Annotated in this window: 16 protein-coding genes; 2 read left to right on the top strand and 14 right to left on the bottom strand. The window is 45.3% G+C overall.

The genetic code is table 11. The features are described from left to right. Positions 1-110 precede the first annotated feature (110 nt). From DW091_RS05555 to DW091_RS05540, 4 genes are all read right to left on the bottom strand, one after another. Positions 111-1046 (bottom strand): diguanylate cyclase, encoded by a 936-nt coding sequence (locus DW091_RS05555; RefSeq protein ID WP_118517590.1) that lies wholly within the window; start codon positions 1044-1046, stop codon positions 111-113. A 483-nt stretch (positions 1047-1529) separates the two neighbouring features. Next, the gene (locus DW091_RS05550; protein WP_224168750.1) at positions 1530-2315 is read right to left on the bottom strand and encodes an HAD family hydrolase; all 786 of its coding nucleotides are present in this window, start codon (positions 2313-2315) and stop codon (positions 1530-1532) included. Positions 2316-2582: 267 nt separating this feature from the next. Then, positions 2583-2861: a hypothetical protein gene (locus DW091_RS20500; protein ID WP_243092194.1), complete on the bottom strand. Its 279-nt coding sequence runs from the start codon at positions 2859-2861 to the stop codon at positions 2583-2585. A 205-nt stretch (positions 2862-3066) separates the two neighbouring features. Further along, a complete protein-coding gene (locus DW091_RS05540; protein ID WP_074617262.1) occupies positions 3067-3357 on the bottom strand; it encodes a hypothetical protein in 291 nt (96 codons plus the stop codon). Between the two features lie 670 nt (positions 3358-4027). Here DW091_RS05540 and DW091_RS05530 point away from each other — a divergent pair. Beyond that, the gene (locus DW091_RS05530; protein ID WP_074617261.1) at positions 4028-4210 is read left to right on the top strand and encodes a FeoB-associated Cys-rich membrane protein; all 183 of its coding nucleotides are present in this window, start codon (positions 4028-4030) and stop codon (positions 4208-4210) included. Positions 4211-4227: 17 nt separating this feature from the next. On the opposite strand, the gene DW091_RS05525 is transcribed toward DW091_RS05530, so the two are convergent. Both DW091_RS05525 and DW091_RS05520 read right to left on the bottom strand, forming a co-directional pair. Next, a complete protein-coding gene (locus DW091_RS05525) occupies positions 4228-4674 on the bottom strand; it encodes a flavodoxin (protein WP_058693968.1) in 447 nt (148 codons plus the stop codon). Positions 4675-4783: 109 nt separating this feature from the next. Then, positions 4784-5188, bottom strand: coding sequence for a DUF3887 domain-containing protein (locus tag DW091_RS05520; RefSeq protein ID WP_118517587.1), 405 nt, complete (start codon positions 5186-5188; stop codon positions 4784-4786). A gap of 155 nt (positions 5189-5343) precedes the next feature. Between DW091_RS05520 and DW091_RS05515 the strand changes: the two genes are divergently transcribed. Further along, positions 5344-5802, top strand: coding sequence for a hypothetical protein (locus tag DW091_RS05515; RefSeq protein ID WP_118517586.1), 459 nt, complete (start codon positions 5344-5346; stop codon positions 5800-5802). A 17-nt stretch (positions 5803-5819) separates the two neighbouring features. Here the strand turns inward: DW091_RS05515 and DW091_RS05510 are convergent, their stop codons facing one another. The 8 genes from DW091_RS05510 to DW091_RS05475 form a co-directional block, all read right to left on the bottom strand. Continuing rightward, the gene (locus DW091_RS05510) at positions 5820-9326 is read right to left on the bottom strand and encodes an FAD-dependent oxidoreductase (RefSeq protein ID WP_118517585.1); all 3507 of its coding nucleotides are present in this window, start codon (positions 9324-9326) and stop codon (positions 5820-5822) included. A gap of 15 nt (positions 9327-9341) precedes the next feature. After that, the gene (locus DW091_RS05505; protein ID WP_118517584.1) at positions 9342-11102 is read right to left on the bottom strand and encodes an NADH-quinone oxidoreductase subunit NuoF; all 1761 of its coding nucleotides are present in this window, start codon (positions 11100-11102) and stop codon (positions 9342-9344) included. A 3-nt stretch (positions 11103-11105) separates the two neighbouring features. After that, positions 11106-11624: an NADH-quinone oxidoreductase subunit NuoE gene (nuoE, locus tag DW091_RS05500; protein WP_058693963.1), complete on the bottom strand. Its 519-nt coding sequence runs from the start codon at positions 11622-11624 to the stop codon at positions 11106-11108. Between the two features lie 223 nt (positions 11625-11847). Further along, a complete protein-coding gene (locus DW091_RS05495) occupies positions 11848-12753 on the bottom strand; it encodes a DMT family transporter (RefSeq protein ID WP_058696352.1) in 906 nt (301 codons plus the stop codon). 12 nt (positions 12754-12765) lie between these two features. Next, complete coding sequence (gene ilvN, locus DW091_RS05490; protein ID WP_074617256.1) at positions 12766-13254, bottom strand: acetolactate synthase small subunit; 489 nt, start codon at positions 13252-13254, stop codon at positions 12766-12768. Positions 13255-13264: 10 nt separating this feature from the next. Next, positions 13265-14911: a biosynthetic-type acetolactate synthase large subunit gene (gene ilvB / locus DW091_RS05485; RefSeq protein WP_317985596.1), complete on the bottom strand. Its 1647-nt coding sequence runs from the start codon at positions 14909-14911 to the stop codon at positions 13265-13267. 86 nt (positions 14912-14997) lie between these two features. Then, positions 14998-16149 (bottom strand): DUF362 domain-containing protein, encoded by a 1152-nt coding sequence (locus DW091_RS05480; protein ID WP_058693961.1) that lies wholly within the window; start codon positions 16147-16149, stop codon positions 14998-15000. An 11-nt stretch (positions 16150-16160) separates the two neighbouring features. Further along, the gene (locus DW091_RS05475; RefSeq protein ID WP_074617255.1) at positions 16161-17009 is read right to left on the bottom strand and encodes a S1-like domain-containing RNA-binding protein; all 849 of its coding nucleotides are present in this window, start codon (positions 17007-17009) and stop codon (positions 16161-16163) included. Positions 17010-17027: the final 18 nt, after the last annotated feature.

Below are 17027 nucleotides of genomic sequence, written 5' to 3'. Positions count from 1 at the left end.
TCTCTCATGGCCGAAATACTACTAAATCAAAATTTTTTTGTTTCTCCAACAAAAAAACACAAAGCTTTGTACATATAATGCTTTGTGCTTTTTATCCGATTCTTTTATTTCTATTCGCCTTTGACCCGGGTCAGCATCGACTGAAAGGGCAGGCTGGTACAGTCTTCATTATAAAATTGGTACCCATCCTTTCCTGAACGTTTCAGGTGATAGAGGGCTTGGTCTGCTTTGCAGAAAAGGACGCCATAGCAGTCTCCGTCCTCCGGATACCGCGCCACTCCGATACTTCCGGTAATCGGTCGCTCGGCTGTATAACGCCTGAAATTCTCACAGATACCAGTGATTTTCTGTTCCAGACGCTCCTCGGAAGGATAATTTCTAAAAAATATCATGAACTCATCCCCGCCAATCCGACCTACCACATCCCCTGGCAGAGCGCAGCTTTTTAAATTTTCAGCCATCTGCTTCAGTACTTCATCGCCGTACAGGTGTCCGAAGCTGTCATTGATGGTCTTAAAATTGTCGACATCGATAAAGCAGAGGGCCCCGCACCGGGTTTCTGGATTGTTTAACAGCTCCCCAACCCTGTCCTCCATGGCCTTTCGGTTAAAAATCCCTGTCAGAGCATCATTTTCCGCCTCGTTTTTCAGCTTTATATATTCCTCCTTACGGCTTCCCAGCTCAATAATGTTCTTTACCCGTCTTTTTATTACAACAGGATCAAAGGGTTTTGTCAAAATGTCCAGCGCGCCGAGCGCATAGCCCCTGCGCGCTGCTGTTCCAGGCTCCTCTGCGGTTATGAGCACCACGGGTAGCGCCTCTGTCAGGGCTTCGTCCTGCATATGCTTAAGAACCTCAAAGCCATCCATCACCGGCATCATCACATCCAGCAACACTGCTGCCAGCACATCCCGGTTTTCACGCATACAGCACATGGCCTCATATCCATTTTCAGCTTCCAAAATCTCGAAGGTGTCCTGAAACATCATTCCCAAAATTTCCCTGTTTTGTTTTATATCATCAACAATTAATATACTCCGACGCATACTGTCCACCCCCTTACCTGCTCTCCACCCCGGAGAGCCTTTCTAAAAAATACCACCCGGCCGAATCAGTAGCTGACCAGGTGGCGAAAACTCAGGAAACATCATAAAAAAAGCCGTGCAGGGGCACGACACCCATACACAGCCAAAAGTCATCAAAGCGAAAAAATGCTTACACAAATAAGCCTACCAAAAAATATAGGTCTTCTCTTGTTTTTGGAAGAAAAATAGCCTATAATAATCAGTATGCGGTACGGCCCCCACGGGACGTTGTGTATGGTGGTAGTGTCACCCTGCGCAAGCCGGACAGTGCTCCCAACACTTTCCGGATGCCGCATTTGTTTATTTAGTTTTCCTTATGCATTATTATACGTCTTTATTCCTTTTTAAGCAATCATTTTATATTATTTTTCTTCCAATTTCTACGGTTTGCTGCAATAAAAAAGGGCAGTACGTCTCTTTTCAAAACGTCTGCCACAGGCTTTTTTACTTAAAATATGCTCTTATTGCTTCCACTACGCCGTTTTCATCGTTGGATTTTGCCGTATAGCTGCAGATTTCCTTAAGCTGAGGGTGGGCATTTTCCATGGCATAGCTGTATCTTCCGGTTTTCATCATCTCATAATCATTAAGGTAATCTCCAAAGAGCATGGTTTCCTCATAGCTAATCCCATATTTTTCCTGAATCTTGTTGATGGCTGTTCCTTTATTACAGCCAGGGTTAGAAAGATCCACCCAGTGCTCGCCCGAAACAGCGATCTCCATCTGTCCGCCAAATGCCTCCAAAAGAGGAGCATGACTATTTGTTTCTGCATTCACATAGTCATAAACAGCAATTTTACAGATGTCATCCTCCGCTGTCAGAATATCCTCCATTATGTCATAATGGTGGTAGTACATCTCTGCATTTTTCAGGAGCTCCGGCTCATCACTTTCAGCGTAAGCACTCTTCAACCCACAGATTACAGGGCTGGTGCCCGGTATCTGACGTATCGCTTTAACGATTTCCCGAACCCTTTCTTTAGCAATGACACTGGCAAAGATATTCATATCATTCTCAAAAACCACCGAGCCATTCTCAGCGATAAAGATCATCTTGTCTTTTACCGGCTCAAAAATATGCTCCAGATTATAATACTGTCTGCCGCTGGCTGCCACAAAGCGGACGCCCTGTTCTGCGAGCGACTCGATCAGTGGGAAAAGCTCTGGCGAAAGCTCTTTATTGCTGTCTAAAAGCGTACCGTCCATATCTGCCGAAATCAATTTAACCATTTTTAGCAAACCTTTCAAATTCAGTATTTCTTTTTTGTTTTTTATCTTATAATACATAATAATAACACTAAAAAAGCGGTCTGACCAGATGGTATGCTATTGTTTACCATTTCAGCTTTTGTCGATAACCTTTGCGATTAAGGGATGATAAGGATTATGAATAAGAAAAGGACGTCTTTCAATATAATACTGATTGCTATCGTGGTCGTACTCATTTTACTATCTGTTGCCAGCTTCATCCTGTATCAAAACAACATCCGAAATATCTTAAAAAGCTGACATGAAAAATCCACTGACCAGGGTATTATTCTGACTAACAGCCTCATCGACAATTATTTCAGCAAGCTTGACACCATCGCTATTTTCTGCGGCGTTAACACAGGTATCAATAACACTTATGAACATCAGACCGGTGATGACGTCCTCTTTTCTTTGGCTCAGATACTTCTTCATTGCTTCCGGGAAACCGATATTATTGCCCGCTTTGGCGGCGACGAATTTTTCGTTTGGATCAAGGATCTGCCAACTCTGGAGGTCATAAGGCAAAAGGCTGAGATGCGCTGCAATATTACCGTTGCCGGTCCTAACATACCCATTTCACTGAGCATTAGCATCGCCTAGTATCCCGGCGATGGCACCTCTTACGCAGAGATCATGCAACATGCCGATAAAGCTCTTTATTGTGCTAAGCACTCTGGCAAGGGCAACTACAATAGTCCACAATAAAAAAGACGGAAATATCCGTCTTTTTTTAACCCTCATATGTCTCGATCAATCGCTCAATATTCGCGATGGTTTCTTTCTCAAACAAGGGACAGAAAAGCTCTACCTCTGTCCTCAACCTCACCTCATCATAGAAACGGTTCAACTTGTCCTCCATCACATATTCATCTATCATTTCGGGGTTAATATCTTTAAAAAACCCTTCGCCCATTTCTGTGATAAGATCTGCTTCATCCGGCGACATGGACGCCAGTGTTATAAACTCCAGAGGATACTCCTCCAGTCCTAAATAGATTGTAATACGTTTTATTTCTTCCATCCTATTGCCTTTCGTCTATGCTTGCGCATCGTTAAAAAAATCCAAAGCGTTTTTCGCTGTTCTTTCCGTCAGTGCACATAGGAACGCACGCTCCTCATCTGTAAAATCCCTGGTCAGAACCTTCATCCAGTTTTCCTGTATCGCTTTTATTTTCTGATAACAGGCTTCTGCCTTTTCTGTAGGGTACAGACAGCTGGTCCGTTTGTCGCGGCTGTTTGTCTCCTTGGTTATAAAGCCTTTTTGGGTCAGCTGCGCGATGCCCCTGGTAATATTACTGGGGTTTAAATAAATCAGGGACTGCAGCTTATCCTGAGTGACCCCCGGGCCCCTCGCAGATTTTTATCACAAAAAAATGCTGGCTTGAGCTAAGCCCCATCCTGGTCAATTCTCTGTCCAAAGCCATTCCTGTAAAATGGTTTGTCACCGATATCCACTTCATCAGACTTCTTGAAGACTCAAATTTATCCATAACAACCTCTTTAATTTCATGCGTCCGCAAATAATTTGCTGCTTCTGCACTTTATTATAGCCTACTGTTCACTGCTTGTCAAAATCAATCTTAGCTTAAATCCCTTCCTGCCCCTTGACAAAATATGTTGGAGCGTTTAAACTATAATCATAAGTTAAATGAAACTTACTTTTTTAATCCAATCGATAAGGAAGTGACGATATGAATTTATCAACCTTTATTATTGCTGCCATTGTCTTTATTCCAATGGCGCTGATTATCTATAACCAGATAAAAAAAGCCCGAAGCGGGCAGACAGGATGTGGCTGTGGCTGCAGCGGATGCGCTCATGCCAGCCAATGCCATCCGGCTCAAAAAACCGAACTTAAAAAAGACAGGAATTGATTTTCCTGTCTTTTTTATTAAAAGCTTGCAAAAGCCTTTCCAAACTCAACGCAGGCATGGCGGCCGGCATCGTCCGGGAACTCTTTGATCATCAGTCCTTCATCAAACAGGCGTGCTCCAGTATGCCCAATCCGGTCTTCCCAGTCGCGCATCCATTCGCCGTTTCCCCATCCATAGGAGCCAAAAAGCGCTACCTTTTTTCCTTTGAGCCTGGACTCAATTTCCTCAAAAAATGGTTCGAAGGTATTCTTTTCAAGGGCTTCACCATCCATTGACGGGCACCCGAGGGCTACTTTATCATAATCCTCAATCCGTTCAATCGGGAACTGGCTTACATTGTAAAGATCTGCTTTCTGCCCAGTCTCGTCGATTCCATTGGATATTTTTTCGGCCATAATCTCTGTATTTTCACTATTGCTCCAATAAATAACAGCAATATTTTTATTATTTTCATTCTTTCTCATCATTGTTCTCCTTAACGGTTCATAAATCATCGAATATCTTAGTAAAAGGTATACCCCTGTGCTTAAAAATTATTCATATCTCAGACTAATATATCCGTTTTTTTCACTCTCAGCCGGGATAGATTGATTTTATTTTTACCGTACGGTCAAACGCCACCACAAGCTCTGCCGTTCCCTTTTCAAAGGAACACGTCACTGTAATTTTCAAGTCCTTATCCCAGTTATCGTCCTCAAGACCAGCTATCTCTCTGAAATCACCTTTTCCATCAGACAATTTTTCCCAGAGCCTTTCGAGTGCCTGAGCGTCCATTTCTTCCTTTGCTTTGGTCGTATACAAAAAATCATCAGCTGCCTTCTCGTATGCTCCCTCAGCCAGCGCCTGTACCAATGAATGGGTAATTTCTTCTGATTTCACCTTAGTGTCCTCACCATATTTTCCCTTGTTGCAACCGGTAAACAGGAGCGCAACCGATATGGCGGCCAAAAAAAGTGCCAGATATTTTTTCTTTTTCATTAATTCCTCACTTTCCTTAGCGTATTATATCTTCTATTGGGAATAATATCAAGTGAAAGACTTTTGCACAAATTGAAAAAAGCTTTTGCTTTTCGTCTCTATTTATATTAAACTAGAGAGTAACCACAAATTCTCAAATAATAAAGGGGTATCTGATGAAACTTAAGATTAACTCACGGGGAATTGGAAATGTTTTGCTGATTGCCCTTTTGGTTTTGCTGATTATTCATATTTTGGTATTATTTGGAATGGTATCACCTGATATTATCTGGGACACCACCATCACTGATAAAGCGTCCGTCGTTATTTCCGAATGGATTGCTATTTTCTTCATTCTACTTTTTGTCTTTGGCATACTGCTTAAGCTAAATTATCTTCCCATAAAAGGCTTACGGAAAAGCGCTGACAGCATTCTTTGGATCATGAGTCTCTATTATCTGCTGAATATCGTCGGCAACTTCATGTCTGACAATCCCATTGAAAAGCTTTTATATGCCCCTCTAACACTGATAATGATCCTGATGGCGCTTCGCTTGATCTTTGCAAAGGATCTTAATTCAAAGTACAGACGCAGGCCCCAGAAACGGTCTCAAAAAATACGAAGAGCTTCCTGAAACAGGAAGCTCTTTTTTTATTTGCGTGTTACCTTTTTAATTTCATCGGTGATTTCATTCATCAGGAAGTCCGTATATGGGATTTCTTCAAACAGGAAACCATCCTTTTTCATTGGTACCAGATGGGCTGAGCTTTCACATCTGCGGCTTTGGATCTGGTCGCCAATTTCAACATCCATCAGTTCAGGGATCTCTGTCTGAAGGACTCTGCGGATCATACCGGTACAGGTAGAACCCAGTTTTTCACCCAGGATTTTTCCGATTTCTACCACCATACCAATGTTGGTATAAGGCAACGGGCGTCCGACAGCGGGTGTGACACGCTGCAGTCTGCCTTCGGTATTGATAAAGGTTCCTGCAATTTCAGGGAAAGCCAATGCCGGAAGAACAACGTCTGCCTTCTGGGCCGCTAAAGTCAGGTGCGTATCCTGAACCATGATAAAATCATAGCCGGATAAATCCGCATTGGGGTCTTCGCCAAAAATCATAATCCCTTTTGCATTGTCCAGCACTTCAGGTGTTTGAGTAACGCCTAACAGGCTGAGCGCTTTGCTGTTGTTTTTTTGCTCAACTCTGAAAACACCACGTCTTGGTCCATCGCTCTTTCCTAAAAGAACCGCGATATCTGCTGCCAAGGCAGAGGCCTCTTCTGTGATATACTTGCCGCCAAGGATCACTATCGGATGTTTTGCGTTCACCAGTGCATTCCCGATCATTTCAGATTCTTCACTGATCTCAAGCGCTGCCAGAGAATCCTTCAAAGCCTCTAAACCATCAGGCGTGTCTGCTGCCTTACGGTTCTCAAGAACATATTTTGTGATTTCACCCAGGAAATCCAAATCGTCATATTCGGTTGTGAACTCATCTCCGATGCGGTTCATCCCATCTTCCGCAGCATTGATAAAGAAGATAGAAGCACCGCGCTTAGAAGCCTGGCTGAGCTTATAACGCAGAACAGGATTGTTTGTCCGAAGGCATCCCAGAACCAGTATAGCGTCTGCCGAAAGGACTTCATCCATACTGTGGATTTCTCCACTGCATGGCAGCACGTCATTTTCGCCGTGCACGGTATTGCTGAAGGAGAAGGTTTCTGCCCTCAGACTGTCTGCCAGCTTTTTGATCGTGGCAATCTCTTCAGTAGTATATTTGGGTGAAACAGCGACTTTTAAAGCTTCTGTCCCATTTCTTGCAGAAATGGTCTGTGCTTTTTTGGCAATGGCGACAAAAGCGTCGTACCAGTCTGTTTCTTCCAGCTGTCCTTTGGCATTACGGACTAACGGTTTGGTCAGGCGGTCGCCCAGCTGAACCTGGTTTGTTCCAAAACGGCCTCGGCCACACATCACGCCCTCATTATTCGCAGCGTTGATGTCCGTTGGTACTGCTTTCACAATGGTGTCTCCCATGGTTTCAACCACCATCTGACAGCCAGCGCTACAGTATCCACAGGTTGTCAGTGTCTTTTTCGTATCGGTCGGTACATTTTTGAAGCCTCTTGCCCGTTCTCCCAGCGCACCGGTGGGGCATACGGAAATACAGGTTCCACAGGAAATACAGCCGGAATCAGCCAGTTTCCCTCCAAGGGCCGGTACCACAACCGTATCAAAGCCTCGATTCATCAGGCCGAGGGCGGTCACACCAACCACCTCATCACAGGCACGTACACAGCGTCCGCAGAGAATACATTTATTGGGGTTGCGTACAATAAACGGATGATCGTCCTCAAAAATCAGCTCTTCATTTTCACCGTCAAAGCGTTCAGGCACCACTTCATACTGGTTAGCGTAATCTACCAGCTTACATTCGAAGTAATCGTGACAGCCACATTCCAGACAGCGTGAGGCTTCTTCCTTCGCCTGCTCAGGCGTGTAGCCCTTGACAATTTCTTCAAAGGTATTTTTGCGTTCCTCTGGTGTCAGATGTGCCATTGGAGGCCGTTTATATTTCTTTTTGCCTTCCAGGTAATCTGCGTCGATATCATCTCTGGTCACATAGTAAGGCTTACGGTAGCGGATCTCACGTCCCTGCAGATACTCGTTAATGAAGCCGACAGCCTTTTTAGCTTCTCCGATGGCGCGGATGGCAATGGAAGCGCCGTCATTGGCGCAGTCCCCGCCTGCAAAAACGCCTTCAAGGTTCGTCGTAAAGGTTTCTTCGTCTGCAATAATTGTATTGAACTTTGTCAGCTCAAGCCCATCCATACCTTCCGGGTTAATCCCCTGGCCAATGGCCAGAATAACCGTATCCACATCAATCAGTTCCGTTTCCCCTTCAATGGGAACAGGGCGTCGGCGGCCGCTGGCGTCTGGTTCACCCAGCTCCATTTTCTGGAGCAGCATCTGCTTGACATGGCCGTTTTCATCCTTGATAATTTCAATTGGATTGCACAGGTTCTTAAAGATAACGCCCTCTTCCTGCGCTTCCTCGATCTCTTCCTGTTCAGCAGGCATTTCTGCTACTGTACGGCGGTACACGTTGTAGACTTCCTTTGCACCTAAACGCACAGCGCTTCTGCAGGCATCCATGGCAGTATTTCCACCGCCGACAATGACGACCCTGTCACCCAGGTTTGTTGGTTCATTGTTGACAATTTGTCTAAGCAGCTCAATCCCGCCAATGACGCCGTCCGCGTCAACGCCCTCACAGCGCAGTCCGCTGCTGGTCCAGGCGCCAATGGCAACATACATGGCGTCGTGTTGTTTTCTCAGGCTCTCAAAAGGTAGATCCTCGCCAATGCGCACACCCGTCTTAATGGTAACGCCCATATCTTCGATCAGTTTAATTTCCTCGTCCAGAACGGTTTTGGGCAGACGGTATTCAGGAATCCCATAGCGTAGCATCCCACCAGCTTTAGGCATCGCTTCGTAAATAGTGACCGCATGTCCCGCTTTTCTCAGAAAATAAGCTGCGGTCAGGCCGCCGGGGCCGCCGCCGATAACACCGATACTTTTGTGAGTATCCGGCGCAATTTCAGGCATAAACATTCCCTTGTCAATATCCAGATCCGCCACAAAGCGCTTGAGCCACAAAATGGAAACAGGCTCATCCACTAAACCGCGGCGGCAGGCTTTTTCGCAGGGGTGTGGGCAGACGCGTCCGATAGACGCAGGCAAAGGCAGACGGTCCTTGATCAGCTTAATGGCTTCCTCATATTCTCCGTTGGCTATAAGGCCGACGTATCCCTGACAGTCTGTCTGTCCCGGACATTCCAGCTGGCAGGGTGCCACACAATCTCCGATATGCTTTGATAACAGAAGCTCCAGGTTTGTTTTTCTGGATTCCAGCACTCTGTCAGATGTGGTCGTGATGACCATTCCCTCAGCGATGGGGGTTGCGCAGGCCTTCAGCAGTTTTGGATTGCCTTCCACCTCTACCATACAGAGGCCACAGGAGCCATAAACTTCGGTGCGTTCATCATAGCAAAGAGTCGGGATATCAATACCGTTTTCGCGGGCAACGTCTAAAATAGTCTGTTCCGCAAAACCCGTTACTTCTTTTCCGTTAATGTTAATTCTTAATTTCTTCATGTCCCTCTCTCCTTCCTAATCCACAGTTACTGCATCGAACTTACAAACGCTGGCACATTTGCCGCACTTAATACATTTTTCCTGATCGATAACGTGAACCTTCTTAGGCGCGCCCGAAATGGCCTCAACAGGACAGTTCCTGGCGCAACGGGTACAGCCGACACATTTTTCTTCATCAATGCTGTAGGTAATCAAGGCCTTACAGCTGTGAGCTGTACATTTATGTCTGTAAATATGATCTTCATACTCGTTTCTGAAATAACGCAGCGTGGTAAGAACCGGATTTGGCGCTGTCTGGCCAAGGCCACACATAGAACCTTCCTTAACTTTGAGACAGAGCTCTTCGAGAAGCTCGATATCGCCGTCGCGTCCATTGCCTTCTGTGATACGTGTCAGAATTTCAAGCATACGCATGGTTCCGATACGACAGTAGTTGCATTTACCACAGGATTCTTTGCGGGTAAAATCCAGAAAGAAACGTGCCATATCAACCATACAGGTGGTCTCATCCATGACAACCATCCCACCGGAGCCCATAATCGCGCCGGTTTTAGTAATAGAAGGGTAGTCGATAACTGTGTCCACCAGCTCAGCTGGAACACATCCGCCGGATGGCCCGCCCATCTGAACAGCCTTAAAAGCCTTGTCATTTTTAATCCCGCCGCCGATATCATAAATGACATCACGAAGAGTTAAACCCATTGGGATTTCCACCAGACCGCCTTTTTTGATTTTACCGGTTAAGGCAAACACTTTTGTCCCCTTAGAGTTTTCATTTCCGAGCTGTCCATAGGTTTCACCGGAGTTTCTGAAAATCCACGGCACATTTGCGTAGGTTTCAACGTTATTAATATTGGTTGGCTTTGCCCAGTAGCCTTTCTGTGCCGGGAATGGCGGTTTGAGACGAGGCATTCCGCGTTCACCTTCAAGCGATGCGATTAAGGCGGTTTCCTCACCACAGACAAAAGCACCGGCACCTGCTTTAATTCTCAGATCAAAGCTGAAGTCTGAGCCAAAAATGCTTTTGCCCAAATACCCTTTTTCCCGAGCCTGTCCGATGGCATTTTCAAGACGCTTGATGGCCAGCGGATACTCGGCACGGACATAGACAACACCCTGTGCGGCGCCAATGGCCTTAGCGGCAATGATCATTCCTTCAATGAGCGCGTGGGGGTCGCTTTCGAGCACAGACCGGTCCATAAAAGCGCCAGGGTCTCCTTCGTCTGCGTTACAGACTAAATACTTGACATCCCCTTTTGCCTTGTGGGCTTCGTTCCATTTAAACCATGTAGGGAAACCTGCTCCGCCTCGGCCGGCCAGTCCAGCCACCTTAACAGTGTCGATGATTTCTTCTGGTGTCATTTCATTAATCGCTTTTTCAGCTGCTTTATAACCGTCAACAGCCAGATAATCCTCAATGCGTTCCGGATCGATCACGCCGCAGTTCTGGAGCACCACACGCTTTTGTTTAGCGATCATTTCCTTATCCTGCGCTGCCATTTCCAGATCTGTAATATTTTTCTGTCCAAGAATATGTTCATCTACAATGCGTTCGACATCACCGGTGTTTACATTGACATAAGTAATCTTATTGCCAGAAGGATCGACCACATCCACGATGGGCTCCAGATAACAGGTGCCGATACAACCGGTTTTTTCGAGATCAATGCTCAGATTCTTTGCAGCCATCTGATCTTTAAAGGCTTCCTCCACCTTTGCGGCGCCAGCAGCGATACCGCAGCTTCCCTGCCCAATGATCACTTTATAGTTTTTCATCGCCTACGCCTCCTGTTCCTTCAGTTCTGTTAAGATGTTAACCACTTTATCCTTTGTGAGCTGACCATAGGTTTCACCGTCGATCATCATAACCGGCGATAAAGAGCAGCAACCCAGACATGCGACGTTCTCTAAAGTAAAAAGACCGTCCTCAGTGGTCTCCCCTTCTTTGATACCGAGATGCTCGACAACAGCTTCCTCGATCATCGAAGACCCATTAACATGACAGGCCGTTCCCTGGCAGAGCATGATCAAATGCTTACCGACAGGATTCATACGGAACTGGGCATAAAAAGTTGCAACACCGTATATTTTCGCTACTGGAATGTCTGTTTCACGAGAAATATACAGCATTAAATCCGGAGAGAGATAGCCGTAGGTTTCCTGCGCCTTCTGCAGGATGGTAATCAGGCTCCCTGCTACATTGGCATACTCATCCAGAACTGCATCTAATTCTGGAAATTTTGGTTCATCCTGACAGCCGCAGCCGCAGAGATGGTCATGATGGTGTTCGTGATTCATAATTACTCCTTACTTTTTTCTTCCTGACTTAACAGGCTTCCTCAACTTCTTCCACTTGCACAATGTATCCAATTTTTTTAAAGAAATTTTCCCGCTTTAAGGATAAAACGGGAATGTTTTGCGGTAATATTTTCTTATTCTATAATATAAATCCTTATTGATTTTATTATACTACTATTTCTAAAATTTGCAAGTCTTTCTTGCGAATTTTTTCACTTTTATTCTAATAAATTTTTCTTTCGTTCTTCATCTCAATGGTTTCTCCTGTCTGAGTTGCTGCAGCTGCCTTTTTACTGGGAATAAGGGTCAGTATAATCCCACACAAAATAGCCGCAAAGCCACAAATCGTATAAAAGCTCGGGACCTCACCCACAAAGAAAAAGACGAAAACAGGGTTAAGTATTGGCTCCAGCAGCGATAGAATCGACGCTTCAAACGCAGATACCAACCGGACCCCTTTGAGAAAAAACAGGTAAGAAATACCAATTTGAAAGACTCCGAGCAATACAAGGTATAACCAGTTTACCGTGGGGATGCCTGAAAAAGATATCTGGCTGTGCATAAACACAAGCATTACTCCAGCCATGATAAAATTGATAAATCCAATGATAGTGATATCATTCATCGGATACTTTTTCTCCATAAAATACTGTTCGAGCGCGTAAGCAATACCTGCCGACAAGGCCAAAAGGTTTCCTGCCATGGCAGTCGCATTTCCCGAGGCATTCAACGGGTCGCAAAAAATAATAATAATACCGGCCAGAATCGTAACCCTTGGAATAAACTCCCACGCGACCAGCTTCTTTTTACCGCCGATAAGATAAGCCAGATACAGCCACAAAGGCGCTGTACACTGCAATATAATCGCATTGGCGGCAGTTGTCAGCTTAGTGGCAATGACAAAGCTGATGGTTAGATAGGTATAGGAAATAATAAGCCCGATATAATTTTTGCTAAACTTGATTTCTTTCCATTTTATAAACGGCAGAAAAACACACCCTGCAATCAAACTTCTTGCAAAAGCAATGCTAATTGCACTCGCTTCAATGCTTTTAATCAAAAGGCCGCCTGTGCTCATTAGCGTGACGGCCAGTAAAATAAAGCATGCTCCTCTATTTTTTGAATTCATTCCCTGCAGCACCTAAATCATCCGGTGGCCTCTTTGAAGGCCAGTATCGCCGGAGCGCACAAATTCCAAAATTCCATATGGCTCAATCATATTAAAAAACGCATCGACCTTATCCCGGGTACCGGTGATTTCAAGTACCAGGCTTTCGCGTGCCACATCTACAACATTGGCTCTGAATAAATTAGAAATTTCTACAATGTTGGAGCGGGTTTCGTCGTTGGCTTTGACCTTAATAAACACTAGTTCCCTGCGAATTGAATCCTCCGGTTTAAGCTCAATGACCTTGATAACGTCGATAAGTTTGTTTAGCTGTTTTTTTATCTGGGCAAGAATATGCTCATCGCCCGTAACCGTTATGGTAATGCGAGACACCTGAGCATCCTCTGTTGTGCCGACAGTCAGGCTGTCAATATTATAGCCGCGCCTTGCAAAAAGCCCTGCAATACGGCTTAAAACCCCAAAGTTATTTTCAACTAAGAGGGATAAACAATAGTTTTCCATGGCTTCTCTCCTAAATCTTTATAAAGTCTTCATGAACCTGACATTCAATCAGAGTCGGCCCGTTGTGGGCAATGGCGTCATTCAAGGCCGCTTCGGCCTCTGCATTGGTGCTCGCCTGATACCCTTTAATGCCATATGCCTCAGCCAACTTCATAAAATCAATGCTGAAATTAATGTCTGTCCCACTGTAATGATTTTTTCCGTAATTATCATGCTGAAGCTGACGCACCATTCCAAGCTTGTGGTTATTGATCATAATAATGTTGATATTCAGGTTATGTTCTGCGATAACCCCCAGCTCGCCCATGGACATCTGAAAGCTGCCATCGCCGCAAATTGCAAAGATCTGTTTCGGGTTTTCCCGTGTCGCAAAGGCAACGCCACCGGCCGCTGGAATGCTGTATCCCATAGTCCCCAAGCCGCCTGAAGTAAAATAATGCCGGTCCTTGCAAACCTTAAAATACAGCGCAGACCAAATTTGATTCAGCCCGACATCTGCAACGACGGTCGCATTATCCGAAGCAATCTCCCCTAACTTTTCAAACAGAAGCTTGGGATTCACCAGGCCCAGTTCCAGATGTGTATCATACAAAAGCGGATGATTTTCCTTGATAATCTCAATGGTTTTCAACCAGTCCCTGGTATCCTTTTTCAAATCCTTCTGGATCAGATCCAGTAAAACCGTACGTGCATCGCCTACAATGGGTACATTGGTATCATCAATGTTTTTCCCGATTTCTGCAGGGTCAATATCAATGTGGATGAGCTCCATATCATTGATCATATCCATCAGGTTATTGGTTCCCCTGTCAGACATCCGGGCGCCTACGCAGATACAGAGATCTGCTGCCTCTAAAATTTTATTCGAATACTCAAAGCCATGGCTGCCGGCAATCCCGCAGTACAACGGATTGTCTTCCGGAAAGCACCCAATCCCCATCAGTGTAGTGATAACAGGAATCCCATTTTGTTCTGCAAAGGTAAGGAGTTCTTTTTCGGCATAGCTTAAAACCACGCCACCGCCGGCATAAATGATCGGACGCTTAGCTGCTTTCATCTTTCTGATCGCTCTCCGTATCTGACCCGTATGTCCCTCGTAGGTTGGCTTATATCCCCGTATTTCTACCTTCTCACAATATTTGATACTTTTGAGATTCGTATTCTGCACATCTCTTGGAATATCAATCAAAACAGGACCTGGCCGGCCTGTGGAGGCAATGTGAAATGCTTCTCTTATAATCCGCGGAATATCTGCCGCGTCCTGAACCAGATAAGAATGTTTTGTAAATGGTTCAGTGGCACCGGTAATATCCGCTTCCTGAAAAGCATCCGTTCCAATAAGATCTCTGTTAACCTGTCCTGTAATGGCAACAAGCGGAATAGAGTCTAAATAAGCGGTAGCGATTCCAGTGACCATATTGGTTGCCCCCGGACCAGAGGTTGCCAGGCAGACACCTACCTTGCCAGACTCTCTTGAATAACCGCTGGCGTAATGGGGTCCTGCCTGTTCATTCCGGACCAGCACATGCTGGATGGGTGATTCACGAAATGCTTCGTATAAGGGCAGCAGCGCACCGCCCGGATAACCGAAGACAACCTCCACATTCTCTTTCTCCAAACACTTTAAAATTAATTTTGCCGCTAACAGTGGAATCACTCCCTTTACTTTAGTATAATTTAGTAATTCAGTCTATGATATTATTTTTAAAATAAACTGTCAAGACTATTTTAAAAGATAAAAATTTAACGATATATCAACAATTTACCTAAGAGCGGCGTTTTAACGGTAATCGCCTTCTTAGGACACATTTCCTGACAACAGTAGCACCGAATGCATTTATGATAATTGTAATGCGGCACACGGCCCTTGTGTGTTTCCTTCCAGGTCAGCGCTTTATCCTCCAGAGGACAGGACGCGACACAGATACCACAGCGCACACAGCGCTCCTCAATGATAACGGGTTTTCTGGTAATCAACCCTCTGATTTTAGACAACTGGCCAATGGTGCTGTTCACCTCGGACCGGACTGGAATCCGCTCAACATTAAAGTTCCGGTTGACGTGGTCCTCCAGCTTTTCGCCGAGGATCTCAATTCTACCAGCGTCACCTGTGCCAAGTCCCATCTCTTCACCAGAAACAATTGTTGGCACATAAGACGGCTCCAGGTCCACCAAACGGGCAAAGGTAGCATCCAGAGCGACAGGATCATCTGAAACCAGCAGCAAATTCATGGCAACGGGTGTGCCTGACGCCGGGCCATTCCCCTCCATGGCGATAATCCCATCCATGACAAAAAGACGGGGCTTTATGCAGAGGTTCAAATCGACCAGCATTTTTCCAAATTGCAGGCTGTCAGGATAACGCGCGTGGCACGCTCCCTTATTAAATCCATAAACACAACCAAGCTGGTTTTTTACCGCACCGGTAATCCGTGTGAGACCGTGAGTTTTCATCTTACAGATGCTGATAATGGCATCGCTTTCCAAGACACCCTCAGCCAGTTCAAATTTCTTGGTCGTCACCCCTTCAGGATAAGCGACTGATTCTCCCTTTGAAAACTCCAAAAGTGAGATGTCATGCCGGTCGGCCACTTCCTTGATTCCTGCTTCCTCTGCAACCTTTTCAGGATTTCCGATTCCCGGAGAATCGCCATAGCAGAGATGCTTACACGCCGCCTCTTCCAGAATGCGAACCACTGCTTCAAACACTGCCGGATGAGTCGTTACGGCACTTTCCTTTTTCTTACCGCGAAGCAGATTAGGCTTCAGTAAAATCTTTTCCTCGGGGCGGACAAAACGCTCGATCCCCCCCAGTGCTGATACGCCCTTCTTTAGAGCTTTATAAACAGCTTCTGTGTCATAGGAATCACATTGAATTAAAGCTACCTGAGACATTCCTTACCTCTTTATTTGCCAGTCAGCTCGATGCCGTTGGCCGTCTGTTTTATTTTCTTTTCTTTCATCAGCTTGCCCAATGCGCGTTTAAAGGAGCTTTTGCTCATCTTAAACTCCTTGCTGATGATTGAAGGATTCGTTTTGTCATTATACGGCAGCATGCCGCCGTTTTTCTTCAACTTATCCAGAATTAAAAACGCATCCTTCGGTATTTCTTTATAAGCTTTTTTATTGGGGCTTAAAACCAGCTTGCCATCCTTACGAATCTCTGTGACTCTGGCCTTGATTTTATCGCCACAGTGAAAATCGGAGGTCATTTCTTTTTTCAGGATCATGCCGTGATAGGCGTTGTCTACAGCGACAAATGCTCCAAGCTCTGGATTGATCTGATAAATATACCCTTCAACCCAATCGCCGTCCTTATAGGGTGACTGAGCCTTTAGCAGCGGATAAACCTTCATGGTCGCACACAGACGGTTGCTCTTGTCAATATAAAGATTCACAAGGTATTCGCGCCCCTTCTGCACTCTTGTAATCTGCTCATGGTAAGGCAGCAAGAGATCTTTCTCCAGGCCCCAGTCCAAAAAGGCGCCGACCTTAGTGATGTCCACCACCCTTAAAGGCGCAAACTCGCCCAGCATAATTTTGGGCTTTCTTGTCGTCGCGATGAGACGATCCTGGGAATCCCGGTAAACAAACGCCTCAATTTCATCACCAACCTTACAGTTTTCAGGCGCTTCCTTTTGCGGCAGCAGAACACTGTCCTTCTTTTTATCACTACTATCGCCTGCTGTTAAATATAAACCTACTGATGTCTGACGGTCAACCGTCAAATGCTGCATTTTTCCTATTTCGATCACTTTACTTTCCACTTATTC

The organism is Eubacterium sp. AM05-23, assembly GCF_003477535.1.
GTDB lineage: Bacteria > Bacillota > Clostridia > Eubacteriales > Eubacteriaceae > Eubacterium > Eubacterium maltosivorans.
Note: the sequence above shows the minus strand (reverse complement) of the source record. Positions and strands in the feature narration are given on the sequence as shown.

Bases quoted from the DNA above. Each gene is read 5' to 3' on its own strand.
- DW091_RS05555 (WP_118517590.1), bottom strand. From the start codon at position 1,046: ATGCGTCGGAGTATATTAATTGTTGATGATATAAAACAAAACAGGGAA.
- DW091_RS05550 (WP_224168750.1), bottom strand. From the start codon at position 2,315: ATGGTTAAATTGATTTCGGCAGATATGGACGGTACGCTTTTAGACAGC.
- DW091_RS05540 (WP_074617262.1), bottom strand. From the start codon at position 3,357: ATGGAAGAAATAAAACGTATTACAATCTATTTAGGACTGGAGGAGTAT.
- DW091_RS05530 (WP_074617261.1), top strand. From the start codon at position 4,028: ATGAATTTATCAACCTTTATTATTGCTGCCATTGTCTTTATTCCAATG.
- DW091_RS05525 (WP_058693968.1), bottom strand. From the start codon at position 4,674: ATGAGAAAGAATGAAAATAATAAAAATATTGCTGTTATTTATTGGAGC.
- DW091_RS05520 (WP_118517587.1), bottom strand. From the start codon at position 5,188: ATGAAAAAGAAAAAATATCTGGCACTTTTTTTGGCCGCCATATCGGTT.
- DW091_RS05515 (WP_118517586.1), top strand. From the start codon at position 5,344: ATGAAACTTAAGATTAACTCACGGGGAATTGGAAATGTTTTGCTGATT.
- DW091_RS05510 (WP_118517585.1), bottom strand. From the start codon at position 9,326: ATGAAGAAATTAAGAATTAACATTAACGGAAAAGAAGTAACGGGTTTT.
- DW091_RS05505 (WP_118517584.1), bottom strand. From the start codon at position 11,102: ATGAAAAACTATAAAGTGATCATTGGGCAGGGAAGCTGCGGTATCGCT.
- nuoE (WP_058693963.1), bottom strand. From the start codon at position 11,624: ATGAATCACGAACACCATCATGACCATCTCTGCGGCTGCGGCTGTCAG.
- DW091_RS05495 (WP_058696352.1), bottom strand. From the start codon at position 12,753: ATGAATTCAAAAAATAGAGGAGCATGCTTTATTTTACTGGCCGTCACG.
- ilvN (WP_074617256.1), bottom strand. From the start codon at position 13,254: ATGGAAAACTATTGTTTATCCCTCTTAGTTGAAAATAACTTTGGGGTT.
- DW091_RS05480 (WP_058693961.1), bottom strand. From the start codon at position 16,149: ATGTCTCAGGTAGCTTTAATTCAATGTGATTCCTATGACACAGAAGCT.